Source organism: Burkholderia sp. Ac-20353 (assembly GCF_017104785.1).
Classification (GTDB): domain Bacteria; phylum Pseudomonadota; class Gammaproteobacteria; order Burkholderiales; family Burkholderiaceae; genus Burkholderia.
Window position 1 is genome coordinate 1 of record NZ_JAAGPL010000211.1, and the last position, 14,082, is coordinate 14,082.

The window sequence follows — 14,082 nt, forward strand, 5'->3', positions numbered from 1 at the left end:
TGCCAGAAATCGCGGGCCAGATCGGAGATCCGGCCCGAGAACTGGCTCTTGACCCAATCCAGCTTGAAGCGGTTCGGCGCGGCGATGGACAGCGTGTTCGCCGTCGCATCGAAGGCCACCGGGGCCAAGGGTTTGATCCACGTCACGTACTGCTGGGGCGTCAGCTCGCGCTCCAGCAGTGCGGAACAGTGTTGCCAGAAATCGTTCATCAATTCACTGTCGTTTTTTGCGTGCACGACGGCTCGCCGTCGCCCTTGTCGCGGTTGCGCAACAAGGCCCGAAGCGGTCGTACGAGCGTGCTTCGGACGCCTGCGTCACAGTAGCGGGAGGCAGGCGAGCGCCGAAGCGGCGTGCGGGATTCTTGGAGATAAGGCGAGATTCTACCCGCAAAAGTGGCCACAGCGGGAGTTATCCACAGGGCCTTGCTGTGGGTCGCGGGGCCGGATCGCGGCGTACCGGCGCGCCGCGATAGCTTCTAAACTGTTGACCGTCAAGAGAAAAACGGTTTAAATAGCGGGTTCCGCGAAAACCAATCCTGCATTTCCGGCGATTGCGTTCGCCCGAAGGCCTCTTGTGTAAGGGCACGCGGTCCCCTGAATTTCGACATTCTCGAACAAGTGAGAGCATCATGAAACGTACTTACCAACCGTCCGTGACGCGCCGCAAGCGCACCCATGGCTTCCGTGTCCGCATGAAGACGGCAGGTGGCCGCAAGGTCATCAACGCTCGCCGCGCGAAGGGCCGCAAGCGCCTCGCGATCTAACGCGGGTTGCGCGCTGTGACCGCCGTCCGCAGTGATGCGGGAGGGGCCGTCGAGCCGGGTGCGAATCCGTTGCAGACGAAAGCCGCCTTTCCCAAAGCTGCGCGACTTCTGAAAACGGATGAATTTTCATCCGTTTTTCGTTTGCGCCCGTGGCGGCGCTCCGCGCACTTCGTGATTTACGGCAAGCCGACCGGCCAGCCCGCGCGTCTGGGGCTCGTGGTCGGCAAGAAGTATGCGCCGCGCGCAGTGACGCGCAACCTCGTGAAGCGGCTCGCACGCGATGCATTTCGCCTGCGCCGGGCCGAGTTCGCCGGTTACGACCTGCTGCTGCGCCAGCACACGCGCTTCGACAAGAAAGCGCTGCCGAGCGCGGCTTCCGCCCCGCTCGCGGCGATGTGCGCGGCCGAGATCCGCGAGCTGCTCGACCGGGCAGCCCGGGAGATCGTCCGTCGCGCGTCGAAGCCCGCGTCCGAGTGACGCACCCGCCCGCCGCGGCGGCGTTCGCGCCTGCGCGGCCGGCTTTGAAGCGGCGCTGAACGGCGTCGCCCCTGGTATGCAAACGGTTCTGATCGCGTTGCTGCGTTTCTACAAGGTTGCCGTGAGTCCGCTGCTCGGCAACCGTTGCCGTTTTTATCCTTCCTGTTCGGATTACGCGCGCGAAGCAATCCAGTATCATGGCGCCGCGCGCGGCGCGTATCTCGCCGTCAGGCGCGTGTGCCGATGTCACCCGTTTTCCGCGGGCGGCATCGACCTCGTTCCGCCGCCCACCTCCGACACACGCGCTCGCGGCCAGGCCGAAGCGCGGTCCCATCGACTCTGAGACAACGCATGGATATCAAACGCACCGTCCTATGGGTGATCTTCTTCATGTCAGCTGTCATGCTTTATGACAACTGGCAGCGGTCCCATGGACGCCCGTCGATGTTCTTCCCGAACACCACGCAGTCGGCACCTGCCGTCGCGGGCGGCGCATCGGGCACCGGCGCGACCGGCACCGGAACGACAACGACCGCTGCCGGCGGCGTGCCTGCCGCTGACGGCACCGCACCCGCGACGACGGCGCCGGCCGCCCAGGCGCAGCTCGTGAAGTTCTCGACCGATGTGTATGACGGCGAGATCGACACGCGCGGCGGCACGCTCGCGAAGCTCGTGCTGAAGAAGCAGGGCGACGGCAAGCAGCCGGACCTGTACATCACGCTGTTCGACCACACGGCCGGCCACACGTATCTCGCGCGCACGGGCCTGCTCGGCGGCGACTTCCCGAACCACAACGACGTCTACACGCAGCTCAACGCGGGCACGGCGACGCTTGCGGGCGACCAGAACGCGCTGAAGCTGTCGTTCGAATCGCCGGTGAAGGGTGGCGTGAAGGTCGTGAAGACGTACACGTTCACGCGCGGCAGCTACGTGATCGGCGTCGATACGAAGATCGACAACGTCGGCACCGCGCCGGTGTCGCCGACGGTCTACATGGAACTCGTGCGTGACAACACGGCGGTCGAGACGCCGATGTTCTCGCATACGTTCCTTGGGCCGGCGGTCTACACGTCGGACAAGCACTTCCAGAAGATCACGTTCAGCGACCTCGACAAGAACAAGGCCGACTACGTGAATTCCGCCGACAACGGCTGGGTCGCGATGGTGCAGCACTACTTCGCGTCGGCATGGATTCCGCAGCAGGGCGTGAAGCGCGACATCTACGCGGAGAAGTTCGACCCGACGCTGTACCGCGTCGGCGTGAAGCAGCCGGCAGGCACGATCGCGCCGGGCCAGTCGGCCGACGTGTCGGCGCGCCTGTTCGCGGGTCCGGAAGAAGAGCGGATGCTGGAAGGCATCGCGCCGGGCCTCGAGCTCGTGAAGGACTACGGCTGGGTGACGATCATCGCGAAGCCGCTGTTCTGGCTGCTCGAGAAGATCCACGGCTTCGTCGGCAACTGGGGCTGGGCGATCGTGCTGCTGACACTGCTGATCAAGGCCGTGTTCTTCCCGCTGTCGGCCGCGAGCTACAAGTCGATGGCGCGCATGAAGGAAATCACGCCGCGCATGCAGGCGCTGCGCGAACGCTTCAAGAGCGATCCGCAGAAGATGAATGCCGCGCTGATGGAGCTGTACAAGACCGAGAAGGTCAATCCGTTCGGCGGCTGCCTGCCGGTCGTGATCCAGATCCCGGTGTTCATCTCGCTGTACTGGGTGCTGCTCGCGTCGGTCGAAATGCGCGGCGCGCCGTGGATTCTGTGGATTACCGACCTGTCGCAGCGCGATCCGTTCTTCATCCTGCCGGTGTTGATGGCCGTGTCGATGTTCTTGCAGACCCGACTGAACCCGACGCCGCCGGATCCGGTCCAGGCGAAGATGATGATGTTCATGCCGATCGCGTTCTCGGTGATGTTCTTCTTCTTCCCGGCGGGCCTCGTGCTGTACTACGTCGTGAACAACGTGCTGTCGATCGCGCAGCAGTACTACATCACGCGCAAGCTCGGCGGGGTCAAGAAGAAACCTGCCTGACGCTTGGTCGGTGTTGGGGCGGCAGTACGCCGCCCGCAAGCGCCGGTCGCGATGGTGAAAGAAAAGCCGCATGGCCTTCGGGTCATGCGGCTTTTTCGTTGGTGTGGTGGATCGTCGCGCCACCGGCGCGGCGCTCAGGGCTTCGACGAATCGCCGTAGAACTGCTCGATCAGTTCCTGCACGAGGTAGCGGTGATGCGGCGACAGCGCCTCGATCTTCGACGCGAGCTCGATTGTCTCGGGTGTCGGCGGATAGCGCTCGTCGCGCGGCAGCGGTTGCGGCGTCGAACGCGCCGAGGCATTCGGCGGCGGGCCGTAGTGCAGCCAGTGGAGATCGACGCGAAGCCAGTCCGCGAGCGTGCGCAGCTTGTCCGGCGTCGGGATCGTGCGTCCCGTCAGCCATTTGTGCGCGGTCTGCGGCGACACCGGCTGCTCGCCGTGATGGCGGAGATTGAAATGCAACGCCAGCTCCGTCGCGCCCGTGATTTTCTCGGGGCTGCGCAACAAGGCGAATTTCAGACGTTCGGTGAACGCCGCTTTTTCTTCGGGTGTCGGCATGGGGGAGATTGTGCATTTCAGCCGACACCTGTCAGACAACCAATCGAGATAAACATATCTCAATTGGATTCGTCCCGGGCTAACCCACGGATTTGTCGCGAATCGATGGGACGGTGCATCGGTCGGGCCGGGCGGACGTACATGTACGAAACTGCCTCAGCGCGCCCTGATAGATATAGGATTTATCTTATCGCGAGCGGGATAAATTCGGGCATGTCCGAATCCTGCGGGGCGCGCGGTGACGGGGGCGCGGTCACGCTACAATGCCGGCGTCCCGATGCCTGCGCGGTTGCGCGGGTGTGCCGAATGACTGCCTGATTCTTCCGATTGCCATGCTTGCTACCGATTCCGATCCGATCGTCGCCATTGCCACCGCTGCCGGCCGGGGCGGGATCGGCGTCGTCCGTGTGTCGTTCGGGCGGGGCGGCGAGGCGGCGGCGCTGCCGCTGATCGACGCGCTGTGCGGGCAGCGGCTTGCGCCGCGGCATGCGAGCTACGTGCCGTTCGTCGACGAACATGGCGCGCCGCTCGATCGCGGCATCGCGCTGTATTTCCCGGCGCCGCATTCGTATACGGGCGAGCATGTGCTCGAACTGCAGGGCCACGGCGGGCCGATCGTGATGCAGCTGCTGCTGCAGCGCTGCCTCGATGCGGGGCGCGGCTTCGGGCTGCGGCTCGCGGAGCCCGGCGAATTCACGCGGCGCGCGTTCCTGAACGACAAGCTCGATCTCGCGCAGGCCGAGGCGGTTGCCGACCTGATCGAGGCGAGCACCGAGGCGGCCGCGCGCTCGGCCGGGCGTTCGCTCGACGGCGCGTTCTCGCGGCAGATCCACACGCTCGTCGACGACGTGATCACGCTGCGGATGCTGGTCGAGGCGACGCTCGACTTCCCGGAAGAGGAGATCGATTTTCTCGAGGCGGCGGATGCGCGCGGCAAGCTCGCGCGGATTCGCGAGCAGCTCGCGCACGTGCTCGGCGATGCGCGGCAGGGTGCGTTGCTGCGCGAGGGTTTGTCGGTGGTGCTCGCGGGGCAGCCGAACGTCGGCAAGTCGTCGCTGCTGAACGCGCTCGCGGGTGCCGAGCTCGCGATCGTCACGCCGATTGCCGGCACGACGCGCGACAAGGTCGCGCAGACGATCCAGGTCGAAGGGATTCCGCTGCACATCATCGATACCGCGGGCTTGCGCGAGACCGAGGACGAGGTCGAGCGGATCGGCATCGCGCGCACGTGGAGCGAGATCGAGCGCGCGGATGTGGTGCTGCATCTGCTCGATTCGCGCAGCGGGATGACGGCTGACGACGAAGCGATCGCCGGGCGTTTTCCGGCGGATGTGCCGGTCGTGCGCGTGCTGAACAAGACGGACCTGACCGGCGTGCCGGCGACGGTCGAGCATCCGGCGGCGGCGGGCGATCTCACCGAAGTGCATCTGTCAGCGAAGCGCGGGGACGGGATCGACCTGCTGCGTGCGGAGTTGCTGCGGATTGCCGGGTGGCAGGCGGGGGCGGAAGGCGTGTATCTGGCTCGCGAGCGGCACCTGATCGCATTGCGTGCGGCGCAGGAGCATCTTGCGCAGGCGGCCGATCACGCGGAACAGCGCGCGCAGTCGCTCGATCTGTTTGCGGAAGAACTGCGGCTCGCGCAGGATCAGCTCAATTCGATTACCGGGGAATTCACTTCGGATGATCTGCTGGGGGTGATTTTCAGCAGGTTTTGTATTGGGAAGTGAGGGGTCTGCTGGCGCTGTGGGCTGAGTTCGTGGAGGCTCAGATCGATGAGGGCCGTAAGGTCGTGATCGGGAAGTTTGGCGCGGTGGCGGGCTGAAACAACCTGCACGAAAAAACAGCATTCGGTCCGACAATGTCCCCCATCTGCTGCCAATTCCCCGGTAGCGGCTCCCCTACGAGGGAGGCATAGGTGCAAAACAGCAAGCGGATTGAAGCGCTTCACCATCGGACTTTCGAGAGCACCAAGCAACTCGACGACAACTCCGAATTCTGGTTTGCGCGAGACCTCGCGCCACTGCTCGACTACCCGCAATGGCGCAACTTCCTGCCGGTGCTGGATAAAGCACGGGAAGCCTGCCGCCAAAGTGGGATGCAGGTGGAAGACCATTTTGCGGACGTGCGCAAAATGGTCGGGGTTGGTTCCGGCGCGCAACGCTCGATCGATGACGTGCGCCTGTCCCGCTACGCCTGCTTCCGGATCTGGTTCGTCGGCGATGATCTCATCCCCGGTCCCCGTCCAGCACCCAACCGCGAACCACTGCGCACCTGACAGCCTTGTCAGATGGCTCGCCTCTGCGCCGGGTGCTACATTCCACCGATCATTCTGCAGCAGGCGGTCGAAGCCACGCATCGGCGCAGGCCGTCGTGATGCGCACGATTTCGCTGCCTTTCGCCGTCGGGAACACCCGCACCGGCGCCCCAGCGAATTGCCCCAACCCGATACGGCCGCTAGCGCATGGCAATTTCCCGCCGACATCTTCTCACTGCACTGGCCGCGTTTTCCGCCTGCGCCATTGGTGCCGTGTTGCGCACGCACAAGTCCGGACAACCCGCCGATCGTAACGCGATCATTCGCGCGGTGTGCGCCGCCAATGCATCGCCCCCGAAATTGTCGTCGCGCCATCTGGCCTTGATCCGGAAGCTGCGCGTGATGTGGCTGACGGTCGAATCCGGCGCGCCGTGCATCGATCCGCAGCGTCCGCTGATCGGAACAGGAACGGCAGTCGCCAACGCGAAGGCCGCGCTGGGAACCGACGACGAAGCGCTGGCCATCCGGACCCTCGCCGAACTCGGCATTCTCGTGCCCGAATTCGTACAGCGCGTCGGCAGCGTCGCGCCCGGGCAATACGTGATCCCGGCCGAGCTGCGCAAGCTGTTCGACTTTCCGCACAGCGGCGTCGACGCATCGGGCCGGTTCGAATTGCGGGCCGAGCATCTCACGCTGCTGCGGGCGGCCGTCTGGTGGACGGTCGATGCCAACAGCATCGACGACGTGCTGGGGGAGGGCGACTTGTGGCCGATGCCGATGATCGACGGCAAGCGCCCATACGGGAACAGCAGTTACTTTCAGCTCGACATGGCCGACTTGCTGGGCGAACCGTATGGGCACGATCTGCGCGGCCATGCGGTCGATGATCCGGCAAAGGACGCACGCCTCGAGCATCTTCACCAGGAAACGCTCGCTGCGTTGCAGGTGTTTCTCGCTCATGCGGAGCCGGCGCACCCGCTTTGAACAATGACATTCGTGTGTGACGCATGAAGCGGCGGGCGTCACAGGCAGCACGTGTGTGCTGCATCGTTGCATGCGGGGGATGCCCGTTGCCGAAAAAGCGGGCGTCGCGGCGGCGAGTCAGTGAACGGTATCAATGGCGACGCATCGCCGATATCGCGTCGTCCTGACCATCGCCAGCCCTCCCCGGCACGTCAGCGGCCACGCCGCTACGTGCAACATCTACCGCCGTCAATCCCAATCGCGATGATGATGGTGATGGTAATACCCGTCACCGTAGTAACCGTCATACGGCGCAACGATACAGCCGCTCAGCAACGCGGCGACGCCGACAATCAACAACAGGGTTTTCATGGCGCTCACCTGCTCAGGTTCAAGATGCGCCCAGCATATCGAGCGCCCCTGGCGGCGGCTGTAAGGAATCGTTTCTCAACCGTGCATTGCGTAACGGCGGATTATTCCGGTAAACACATCGGATCGAACGCGCGTATCAAACCGCCATGATGCGGTTGCGACCCGCATCTTTCGCGCGATACAGCGCGGCGTCGGCGGCTTCGATCAGCGCATCGGGCATCGACAGTTCGTCGGGCGACGCGGTCGCGCAACCGACGCTGACGGACACGCGCCCGGACGGTGCATTAGTCGGCAGGTTGAGCCGCAGCACGGCCTCGCGTGCCTCTTCCGCGACGAGCCGCGCACCGCGTGCGCTCGTGTTCGGCAGCACGATCGCGAACTCCTCGCCGCCGTAACGCGCGACGAGATCCGCGGGCCGACGCACGACGGCCCTCAGCGCGTTCGCGACCGCGATCAGGCACGCATCGCCCTTCACGTGGCCGAATGCGTCGTTGTACGCCTTGAAGTGATCGACGTCGACCATCAGCAGCGACAGTGGCTCGCCTTGCCGCCGAGCCTGCAGGAACAGCAGGTGGAAGTGATCGTTGAAGTGGCTGCGGTTGTAGACGCCCGTCAGGCCGTCGCGGGCGGACGAGCGGATCAGCGTCGCGTGCGCTTCGAAGAGGCGCTGATAGAGCATCGTCACTTCCCATGCGAGCACGCAGACGAGCACGCCGGGCGTGAACATGCTGAACACGCGCGCGAGATACCAGCCGAGCGTGAAGCGGTTCGTGCTCAGCAGGTTCAGCGTCGTGTCGGTGAGGCACGCGAGCACGGCGATCGCGAGCCACAGGTCGAGCGTCGTACGCAGCCGGCCGGTGAGCAGCACGGCGGCAAGCGCGATCACGTTGAGCGCCCATACGACGAGCGCGATCGGGTTGATCGGGATCACGGCCGCCGCGCCCGGCGCACTGAACGCGGGCGGCAGGTGCACGTTCAGCGCGAGCACGCACAGCAACGCGGCGGCGGCGGCAGGGCCGCCGACGAACGCGATCGTCCACCAGTGTGTGCGGTGCGCGCTGATCGGCGAGCGGCCCATCCGCTTGCGCGCGAACAGCGCGAGCATCACGAAGCACGGAAAACCGCCATGCCAGAAGATCCACATCCACGCGGCGCTCTGCGGCAGCGCACCGAACAGGCCGTGCGGCGCGAAGACGCCGGGAAACGTCAGCAGCTGCAACGCGACAGCGAGCGCGGTGAATGCATAGGCGCCGCCGAGCGCACCGAGCACCGGCTGGCGTGTGACGGTGAATTGCGCGCCGAGGAAGAAAGCCGCGATGCTGGCGGTGCTGAACACGGTCAGCGCGCACATCGGCATGAACGGTTCGACCGTCGGCAGCGCGAGATTCGCGCGCGGCGCGGCGATGCCGAGCGCAACCAGGATCGCGAGCGCCGTCAGCGCGCCGAACCAGAATTGCCGGCGTGTGGTGTGCTGGATCAGGATGCCTTCCATGAGGTCTCCGAGGCGTGCCTGCGCAAGCGCCCGGCCGAAACGTCGGGCGATGTGTATCCCGGTCGCGCGCAACCGGTGCGACTGATCCTATCGCGTTATGGGTGCGCGCTCAAATGCCGAGCCCCGGGCCGTAGTTGCCGGCCACCCAGCGCGTGACCGCGTCGATGTCCGCGTAGTCCTGCTCGGGCAGCCCGTCGAGCATCGTCAGCACTTCGTTGCTTGCGCCCGCATCGCGCGCGGCGTCGACGATCGTATCCTTGTTCGCGGGGTAGCGGACGGCCGCGAGCACGTCGGCAATCTGCAGATCGATCGTTTCGTGCGGGATATCCGGCTTCCGGGAGGATGGGGGGGCGTTCATGTTGGCGCAAACCGTTCAATGTCCGCGCCGTACCCGGCGCCACGGATGCTTCCAGTCGATGTGCGGCGCGTTCTCGTCACGTGGATGCTGACGCCGGTGTTCCTGCCACAGTTCATCGGAAAACAGCACGGCCACGATCACGAGCGGCAGCACCAGGAAAACACCGAGTATCACTTGCTCGAGCACGATTGCCTCCCTGAAGGTGGCAGGAACCCTGTTCCCATTCTAGGCTCTCAACTTCGCCCACGTTCATTTTCTTGCCGCGCACGCGGGGCGCAACCGGGGCAGTGCCCGACAGGGTCGCCCCGCGCCCCGCTGCGCGCAACCCTAGGACCCTTACGATGTCACAACAAAACGATACGAATACGCTCGCGCTTAGGCCGCTCGAGCGCCAGGACCTGCGGTTCGTCCACGAACTGAACAACGACGCGAAGATCATGCGCTACTGGTTCGAGGAGCCCTACGAAACCTTTGCCGAACTGTCGCAACTGTATGACCGACACGTGCACGACCAGCGCGAGCGCCGCTTCGTCGCGGTCGACTCGCAACACGAGCTCGTCGGGCTCGTCGAACTGATCGAGCTCGACTACATCCACCGCCGCGGCGAATTCCAGATCATCATCGCGCCGCATTGCCAGGGCCGCGGCTATGCGGGGCAGGCGACGCGTCGCGCGATCGAATATGCGTTCAAGGTGCTGAACCTGCGCAAGCTGTACCTGATCGTGGATACGTCCAACGCGGCGGCGATCCATATTTATGAAAAATGCGGGTTCCAGCACGAAGCAGAATTGATCGAGGAATTCTTCGGCAACGGCACGTATCACAACGCATACCGGATGTGCCTGTTCCAGCGCGATTATTTCGAGCGGCAGCGCGCGGGCTGACGCATTCCGCGACGCGCAGTGGCGGGCGGCGGCGCCCGCCGCGAAATACGGGTAAATGCCAGGTATTCGTGGACCTGGCATTTTTCTTGTTTTCGCTTAAAAGCGTGACGCATTGCAGTAAAGCCGATGATGTTTCGGATGACTTTATGTGCGATGCATCAAATTCGTCCGGATAGCGAAATGGATTATCCAAACCGTTCATCCGGCACCGTGGCGATTCGGTGAAAGCCTTGTAGGGCAGGGCTTTGCGGCCGTCGTCGCGAGTTCGCGCGTGACGTGTCTATTTTTCTGATCCATGCGACGGCGCGCCAAAAGGTGCGGCGCGCAGGGTGCGACAATTCGCCGCTATTGCGATCGCACAACAAATGTGCTTGCTATCGTTTGCCGGTCACCTAAATTGAAAAACGTGGGTTCACGATCACCTTTAAACGCATAGCTAATCCCAGCCCGGTGCCCGCGAGCACGGAGACAGAAAATGATGAAGCGAACCAGTGTTTTTCTCGCGCTCGTCGGCGCCTTTGCCGTGGTGTCCATTGCCCAGGCCGGCGGCGATTCGGCCGTGCAGCCGAAGCAGGAAATCCAGATGACGAAGAACGCATGGGGCTGTCTGTCGAAAGATAATCTGGATTCCGTACTGAATCACGAGCGTGACGGCCAGTCGCAGGCGAAGCAGCAATACTTCGACGACTACCGTTGCCTGTCGGTGCCGGAAGGCCAGCGGTTCCGCGTGGTGTCGGTCGAGCAGGGCGACGTACAGTTCGTCAGCGCCGACAACAGCGACCAGCAAGGGCTGTGGACCGATTCCCGCTTCGTCAAGCAATAACGCAACAGCCACGCAGTAACAACGCACTACAACGCATTAACGCGCCGTCGCAGCGGCGCCTGGCGTGTGCCGGCGCTGCCTGCGCCGCGAATCGAACACGGCCCGGCGGCCGCACGCCGGGCCGTTCTGCTGTGCGCGTCACGCTTCGGACGCCGGGCTTTCGGTATCATCACGGCCCGACCTGAACCGATGCCCGCCCGGGCACTTCCCGCATGGCGCTCAAATCCACGATCTTCAAAGCCGAACTGCAAATCGCCGACATGGATCGGCATTACTACGCCGATCACTCACTGACGGTCGCGTGCCATCCGTCGGAAACCGACGAGCGGATGATGGTGCGGATCGCCGCGTTCGCGCTGTTCGCGCACGAGCGGCTCGAGTTCTGCAAGGGGCTGTCGGACACCGACGAGCCCGATCTCTGGCAGAAGGACCTGACGGGCGCGATCGACGTGTGGATCGACGTCGGCCAGCCCGACGAGCGGCGCATCTCGAAAGCGGCCGGCCGTGCCGGGCAGGTGACGGTGATCACGTACGGCGGCAAGACGTCGGATATCTGGTGGCAGGGCGTGCGCAGCAAGGTCGAGCGGTTGCGCAACGTACAGGTGCTGTCGCTCGCCGACGGCGTCGCGACGGCGCTCGGGCGGCTCGCCGAGCGCACGATGCGCCTGCAGTGCACGGTGCAGGACGGCGCCGCATGGATCTCGAGTGCGGATCACGATCCGGTTGCCGTCGAATGGACCGTCGTCAAGGCGCGCGCCGGCGCATGATGCACGCGCCGGCACGTGCCGGCCGCGCTCACCGGATCTCGGCCGGCGGCCCCTTGAACTCCAGCATGTTGCCTTCGGGATCGAACAGGTAGATCGACGGGCCGTAGCCGCCGGCGCCGTAGCGCTCCTCGACGCCGCCAGGCTGCGCGCCGTGTGCGCTCAGGTGCGCGGCGAGCGCGTGCGGATCGAACGGCTCGACGCGCAGGCACAGATGATCGAGATTGCGCCCCGCGCCGGGCGGGCCGCTGTCGGGCCGGTCGATCTTGCCGCCGACGGCGAGCAGGTCGATCAGCGCATCGCCCGCGCGCAACTGCACGAGGCCGAGATCGGGTTGTTCCTTTTCCACGTGACAGCCGACGGCGTCGCAGTAAAAGCGCGTCATCGTGGCCATGTCGGTCACGCGCAGCACGACGTGATCGATCGCGCGGATGGTCGGTTTCATGGACGAACGCTCCTTCGCAGGCAGGGTTCATCGAGTGTAGACCACGGCGCCGCCGCCGGCGCCCGCGCAAACACGGCGCGATCGACGGACGAAAAAAAGCCCGTTCACAAGGAACGGGCTTAATCCATATCAGGAGGAGACATGGAGGAGACAGTTCCAACTATACACACGGCCATTGTGCGACGCAATATTATTTGTGTAAAAAAACGTCAGGACGGCGATTTGTCGCAGCCGCACTGCAACATGAATGTGGCGATTCGATGAAAACCGGATCGCCGTCCGTCCGTTCGGCCGATTTTTTCGATGTGCCCCCGATCACCGGGCGGGAATCACAGAGCAAGATTCAGGGCGCGACGGTGCATGCGGCTGGCTAGAGTAGGCACCGTCTACACTGAGAGTGCGAGGTTCCGATGAAAACCGCCTATCCGACCGACGACGCCCGCTGGAATGCCGTAACCGCCCGCGATCCGCATGCGGACGGCGCGTTCTTCTATGCGGTGCGCACGACCGGCGTGTTCTGCCGCCCGACCTGCGCGTCGCGTCTGCCGCGGCGCGAACACGTCGCATTCTTCGACGATCCGGCCGCCGCGCGCGCAGCCGGGTTCCGGCCCTGCAAGCGCTGCCAGCCAGAGGGGCTGCCGCGCGAACTCGACATCGTCAATCGCGCGTGCGCGGTGCTCGACGCGCATTCCGAGCGACTTACGCTGCAGCAATTGAGCGATGCGGTCCACGTGAGCCCGTTCCACCTGCAGCGGCTGTTCAAGCGCGTGGTCGGCGTGTCGCCGCGCCAGTACCAGGCCGCGCAGCGGGGTGCCGCGCTGCGGCACGCGCTGCAAAGCGGGCAGCCGGTCACGCAGGCGGCTGTCGACGCGGGCTTCAATTCGCCGTCACGGCTCTATGCGTCGGTGCCGCGCGAGCTGGGGATGACGCCGTCCGCGTTTCGTCGCCATGGCGCCGGGCTGCGGATCGACTATGCGACCGCGCCGACGGCGCTTGGCACGGTGCTCGTCGCCGCGACCGAGCAGGGGATCTGCCGGATCGCGTTCGGCGATGATGCAGCGTCGCTGGTCGCCGCGCTGACGGACGCGTTCGCGCGTGCCGAGCTGGTCGAGTCGCCGGCGCGGCTCGCGCCGTTCGTCGCGCAGATCGGCGCGTATCTCGACGGCACGCGCCGCACCTTCGAGCTGCCGCTCGATATCGCGCCGACCGCATTCCAGCAGCGCGTATGGGAAGCGCTGACCCACATCCCGTACGGCGAGACGCGTAGCTACTCGGAGATCGCGGAAGCGCTCGGCTCGCCGCGCGCGGTGCGGGCGGTTGCGTCGGCGTGCGCGTCGAATCCGGTCGCGCTCGCGATCCCGTGTCACCGGGTCGTGCAGAAGGGCGGCGCGCTCGCGGGCTATCGCTGGGGCGTGCGCCGCAAGGCGACGCTGCTGGCGGCCGAGGCGCGCCATGCGCACGATGACGAAACGGCAGTGGCCATTGAGGAGGACAGCGCAGCTTGAGCATCAAGAACACAACGACAACGTCGGCCGGCGATGCCGCGCCGATATCCGTGCCAACAACCGCGCAGCTCGAGCTGCGCTTCAAGGCGCCCTATGACTGGGCGCGCGTGCTGCGCTTCTTCAGCGGGCGTGCAATTCCCGGCGTCGAGCAGGTTGCGGACGGCGTGTATCGCCGGATCGTCGACCTGCATGGCGCGCCGGGACGGCTCACCGTCGAGCGGCATCCGCGCAAACATTGCCTCGTCGCCACCGTCGACGGCCCGGCCGCGCGCCACGTCGACGACGCGTTCGCCGCGCGGCTCGCGTCGATGTTCGACCTGCGTGCGGACCCGGCCGCGATCGGCGGCGAGCTCGCACAGATCGGAAGGGGGTCGTGGAGGGAAAGGGGGTCGGTACA

The 14,082-nt window shown here is 65.1% G+C and carries 19 protein-coding genes; 12 read left to right on the forward strand and 7 right to left on the reverse strand.

The genetic code is table 11. The features are described from left to right. Nucleotides 1-209: DnaA N-terminal domain-containing protein (locus tag G3N94_RS34375; protein WP_277398589.1), on the reverse strand; the 209-nt coding region annotated here is incomplete at its 3' end. Nucleotides 210-628: 419 nt separating this feature from the next. Here G3N94_RS34375 and rpmH point away from each other — a divergent pair. The 4 genes from rpmH (at nt 629) to yidC (ending at nt 3,268) form a co-directional block, all read left to right on the forward strand. After that, nucleotides 629-763 carry a 50S ribosomal protein L34 gene (rpmH, locus tag G3N94_RS34380; RefSeq protein ID WP_004198824.1) on the forward strand — a complete coding sequence of 45 codons (135 nt, stop codon included), beginning with the start codon at nt 629-631 and terminating at the stop codon, nt 761-763. A gap of 15 nt (nt 764-778) precedes the next feature. Continuing rightward, nucleotides 779-1,240, forward strand: coding sequence for a ribonuclease P protein component (gene rnpA, locus G3N94_RS34385; RefSeq protein WP_205798353.1), 462 nt, complete (start codon nt 779-781; stop codon nt 1,238-1,240). Between the two features lie 76 nt (nt 1,241-1,316). Continuing rightward, nucleotides 1,317-1,583: a membrane protein insertion efficiency factor YidD gene (yidD, locus tag G3N94_RS34390; protein ID WP_124600788.1), complete on the forward strand. Its 267-nt coding sequence runs from the start codon at nt 1,317-1,319 to the stop codon at nt 1,581-1,583. An 8-nt stretch (nt 1,584-1,591) separates the two neighbouring features. After that, entirely contained in the window at nt 1,592-3,268 is a 1,677-nt protein-coding gene (gene yidC / locus G3N94_RS34395) for a membrane protein insertase YidC (protein ID WP_205798355.1), read from the forward strand. Nucleotides 3,269-3,402: 134 nt separating this feature from the next. Here the strand turns inward: yidC and G3N94_RS34400 are convergent, their stop codons facing one another. Then, on the reverse strand, nt 3,403-3,825 hold the full coding sequence (locus G3N94_RS34400; protein ID WP_205798357.1) for a helix-turn-helix transcriptional regulator: 423 nt from the start codon (nt 3,823-3,825) through the stop codon (nt 3,403-3,405). A gap of 332 nt (nt 3,826-4,157) precedes the next feature. On the opposite strand from G3N94_RS34400, the gene mnmE reads away from it, so the two are divergent. The 3 genes from mnmE to G3N94_RS34415 all read left to right on the forward strand — a co-directional run bounded on the left by mnmE (nt 4,158) and on the right by G3N94_RS34415 (nt 7,063). Continuing rightward, nucleotides 4,158-5,552: a tRNA uridine-5-carboxymethylaminomethyl(34) synthesis GTPase MnmE gene (gene mnmE / locus G3N94_RS34405; protein ID WP_205798359.1), complete on the forward strand. Its 1,395-nt coding sequence runs from the start codon at nt 4,158-4,160 to the stop codon at nt 5,550-5,552. A gap of 188 nt (nt 5,553-5,740) precedes the next feature. Continuing rightward, on the forward strand, nt 5,741-6,100 hold the full coding sequence (locus G3N94_RS34410; RefSeq protein WP_205798361.1) for a BRO family protein: 360 nt from the start codon (nt 5,741-5,743) through the stop codon (nt 6,098-6,100). A 381-nt stretch (nt 6,101-6,481) separates the two neighbouring features. Then, nucleotides 6,482-7,063 carry a hypothetical protein gene (locus G3N94_RS34415; protein ID WP_241022236.1) on the forward strand — a complete coding sequence of 194 codons (582 nt, stop codon included), beginning with the start codon at nt 6,482-6,484 and terminating at the stop codon, nt 7,061-7,063. Nucleotides 7,064-7,291: 228 nt separating this feature from the next. Here the strand turns inward: G3N94_RS34415 and G3N94_RS43045 are convergent, their stop codons facing one another. The 4 genes from G3N94_RS43045 to G3N94_RS34430 all read right to left on the reverse strand — a co-directional run bounded on the left by G3N94_RS43045 (nt 7,292) and on the right by G3N94_RS34430 (nt 9,450). Further along, a complete protein-coding gene (locus tag G3N94_RS43045) occupies nt 7,292-7,414 on the reverse strand; it encodes a hypothetical protein (protein ID WP_260463940.1) in 123 nt (40 codons plus the stop codon). 136 nt (nt 7,415-7,550) lie between these two features. Continuing rightward, nucleotides 7,551-8,906, reverse strand: coding sequence for a sensor domain-containing diguanylate cyclase (locus G3N94_RS34420; protein WP_205798365.1), 1,356 nt, complete (start codon nt 8,904-8,906; stop codon nt 7,551-7,553). Between the two features lie 109 nt (nt 8,907-9,015). Continuing rightward, the gene (locus G3N94_RS34425; protein ID WP_205798367.1) at nt 9,016-9,264 is read right to left on the reverse strand and encodes a DUF2795 domain-containing protein; all 249 of its coding nucleotides are present in this window, start codon (nt 9,262-9,264) and stop codon (nt 9,016-9,018) included. Between the two features lie 15 nt (nt 9,265-9,279). Beyond that, nucleotides 9,280-9,450 carry a hypothetical protein gene (locus tag G3N94_RS34430; RefSeq protein WP_205798369.1) on the reverse strand — a complete coding sequence of 57 codons (171 nt, stop codon included), beginning with the start codon at nt 9,448-9,450 and terminating at the stop codon, nt 9,280-9,282. Between the two features lie 155 nt (nt 9,451-9,605). On the opposite strand from G3N94_RS34430, the gene speG reads away from it, so the two are divergent. The 3 genes from speG (at nt 9,606) to G3N94_RS34445 (ending at nt 11,738) form a co-directional block, all read left to right on the forward strand. Next, nucleotides 9,606-10,148 carry a spermidine N1-acetyltransferase gene (speG, locus tag G3N94_RS34435; protein WP_205798371.1) on the forward strand — a complete coding sequence of 181 codons (543 nt, stop codon included), beginning with the start codon at nt 9,606-9,608 and terminating at the stop codon, nt 10,146-10,148. Nucleotides 10,149-10,623: 475 nt separating this feature from the next. Next, complete coding sequence (locus tag G3N94_RS34440; RefSeq protein ID WP_205798373.1) at nt 10,624-10,971, forward strand: hypothetical protein; 348 nt, start codon at nt 10,624-10,626, stop codon at nt 10,969-10,971. 212 nt (nt 10,972-11,183) lie between these two features. After that, complete coding sequence (locus G3N94_RS34445; RefSeq protein WP_205798375.1) at nt 11,184-11,738, forward strand: YaeQ family protein; 555 nt, start codon at nt 11,184-11,186, stop codon at nt 11,736-11,738. A gap of 28 nt (nt 11,739-11,766) precedes the next feature. On the opposite strand, the gene G3N94_RS34450 is transcribed toward G3N94_RS34445, so the two are convergent. Then, nucleotides 11,767-12,180 carry a VOC family protein gene (locus G3N94_RS34450; RefSeq protein ID WP_205798377.1) on the reverse strand — a complete coding sequence of 138 codons (414 nt, stop codon included), beginning with the start codon at nt 12,178-12,180 and terminating at the stop codon, nt 11,767-11,769. Between the two features lie 410 nt (nt 12,181-12,590). On the opposite strand from G3N94_RS34450, the gene ada reads away from it, so the two are divergent. Continuing rightward, entirely contained in the window at nt 12,591-13,685 is a 1,095-nt protein-coding gene (ada, locus tag G3N94_RS34455; protein WP_205798379.1) for a bifunctional DNA-binding transcriptional regulator/O6-methylguanine-DNA methyltransferase Ada, read from the forward strand. Continuing rightward, a partial coding sequence (locus G3N94_RS34460; protein WP_277398590.1) for an AlkA N-terminal domain-containing protein occupies nt 13,682-14,082 on the forward strand: 401 nt, incomplete at its 3' end. The genes ada and G3N94_RS34460, both read left to right, overlap by 4 nt.

What these genes read in the sequence shown, in the direction of transcription:
- rpmH (WP_004198824.1), top strand. Translation starts at nt 629, where the DNA reads ATGAAACGTACTTACCAACCGTCCGTGACGCGCCGCAAGCGCACCCAT.
- yidD (WP_124600788.1), top strand. Translation starts at nt 1,317, where the DNA reads ATGCAAACGGTTCTGATCGCGTTGCTGCGTTTCTACAAGGTTGCCGTG.
- yidC (WP_205798355.1), top strand. Translation starts at nt 1,592, where the DNA reads ATGGATATCAAACGCACCGTCCTATGGGTGATCTTCTTCATGTCAGCT.
- G3N94_RS34400 (WP_205798357.1), bottom strand. Translation starts at nt 3,825, where the DNA reads ATGCCGACACCCGAAGAAAAAGCGGCGTTCACCGAACGTCTGAAATTC.
- mnmE (WP_205798359.1), top strand. Translation starts at nt 4,158, where the DNA reads ATGCTTGCTACCGATTCCGATCCGATCGTCGCCATTGCCACCGCTGCC.
- G3N94_RS34415 (WP_241022236.1), top strand. Translation starts at nt 6,482, where the DNA reads ATGTGGCTGACGGTCGAATCCGGCGCGCCGTGCATCGATCCGCAGCGT.
- G3N94_RS43045 (WP_260463940.1), bottom strand. Translation starts at nt 7,414, where the DNA reads ATGAAAACCCTGTTGTTGATTGTCGGCGTCGCCGCGTTGCTGAGCGGC.
- G3N94_RS34420 (WP_205798365.1), bottom strand. Translation starts at nt 8,906, where the DNA reads ATGGAAGGCATCCTGATCCAGCACACCACACGCCGGCAATTCTGGTTC.
- G3N94_RS34425 (WP_205798367.1), bottom strand. Translation starts at nt 9,264, where the DNA reads ATGAACGCCCCCCCATCCTCCCGGAAGCCGGATATCCCGCACGAAACG.
- speG (WP_205798371.1), top strand. Translation starts at nt 9,606, where the DNA reads ATGTCACAACAAAACGATACGAATACGCTCGCGCTTAGGCCGCTCGAG.
- G3N94_RS34440 (WP_205798373.1), top strand. Translation starts at nt 10,624, where the DNA reads ATGATGAAGCGAACCAGTGTTTTTCTCGCGCTCGTCGGCGCCTTTGCC.
- G3N94_RS34445 (WP_205798375.1), top strand. Translation starts at nt 11,184, where the DNA reads ATGGCGCTCAAATCCACGATCTTCAAAGCCGAACTGCAAATCGCCGAC.
- G3N94_RS34450 (WP_205798377.1), bottom strand. Translation starts at nt 12,180, where the DNA reads ATGAAACCGACCATCCGCGCGATCGATCACGTCGTGCTGCGCGTGACC.
- ada (WP_205798379.1), top strand. Translation starts at nt 12,591, where the DNA reads ATGAAAACCGCCTATCCGACCGACGACGCCCGCTGGAATGCCGTAACC.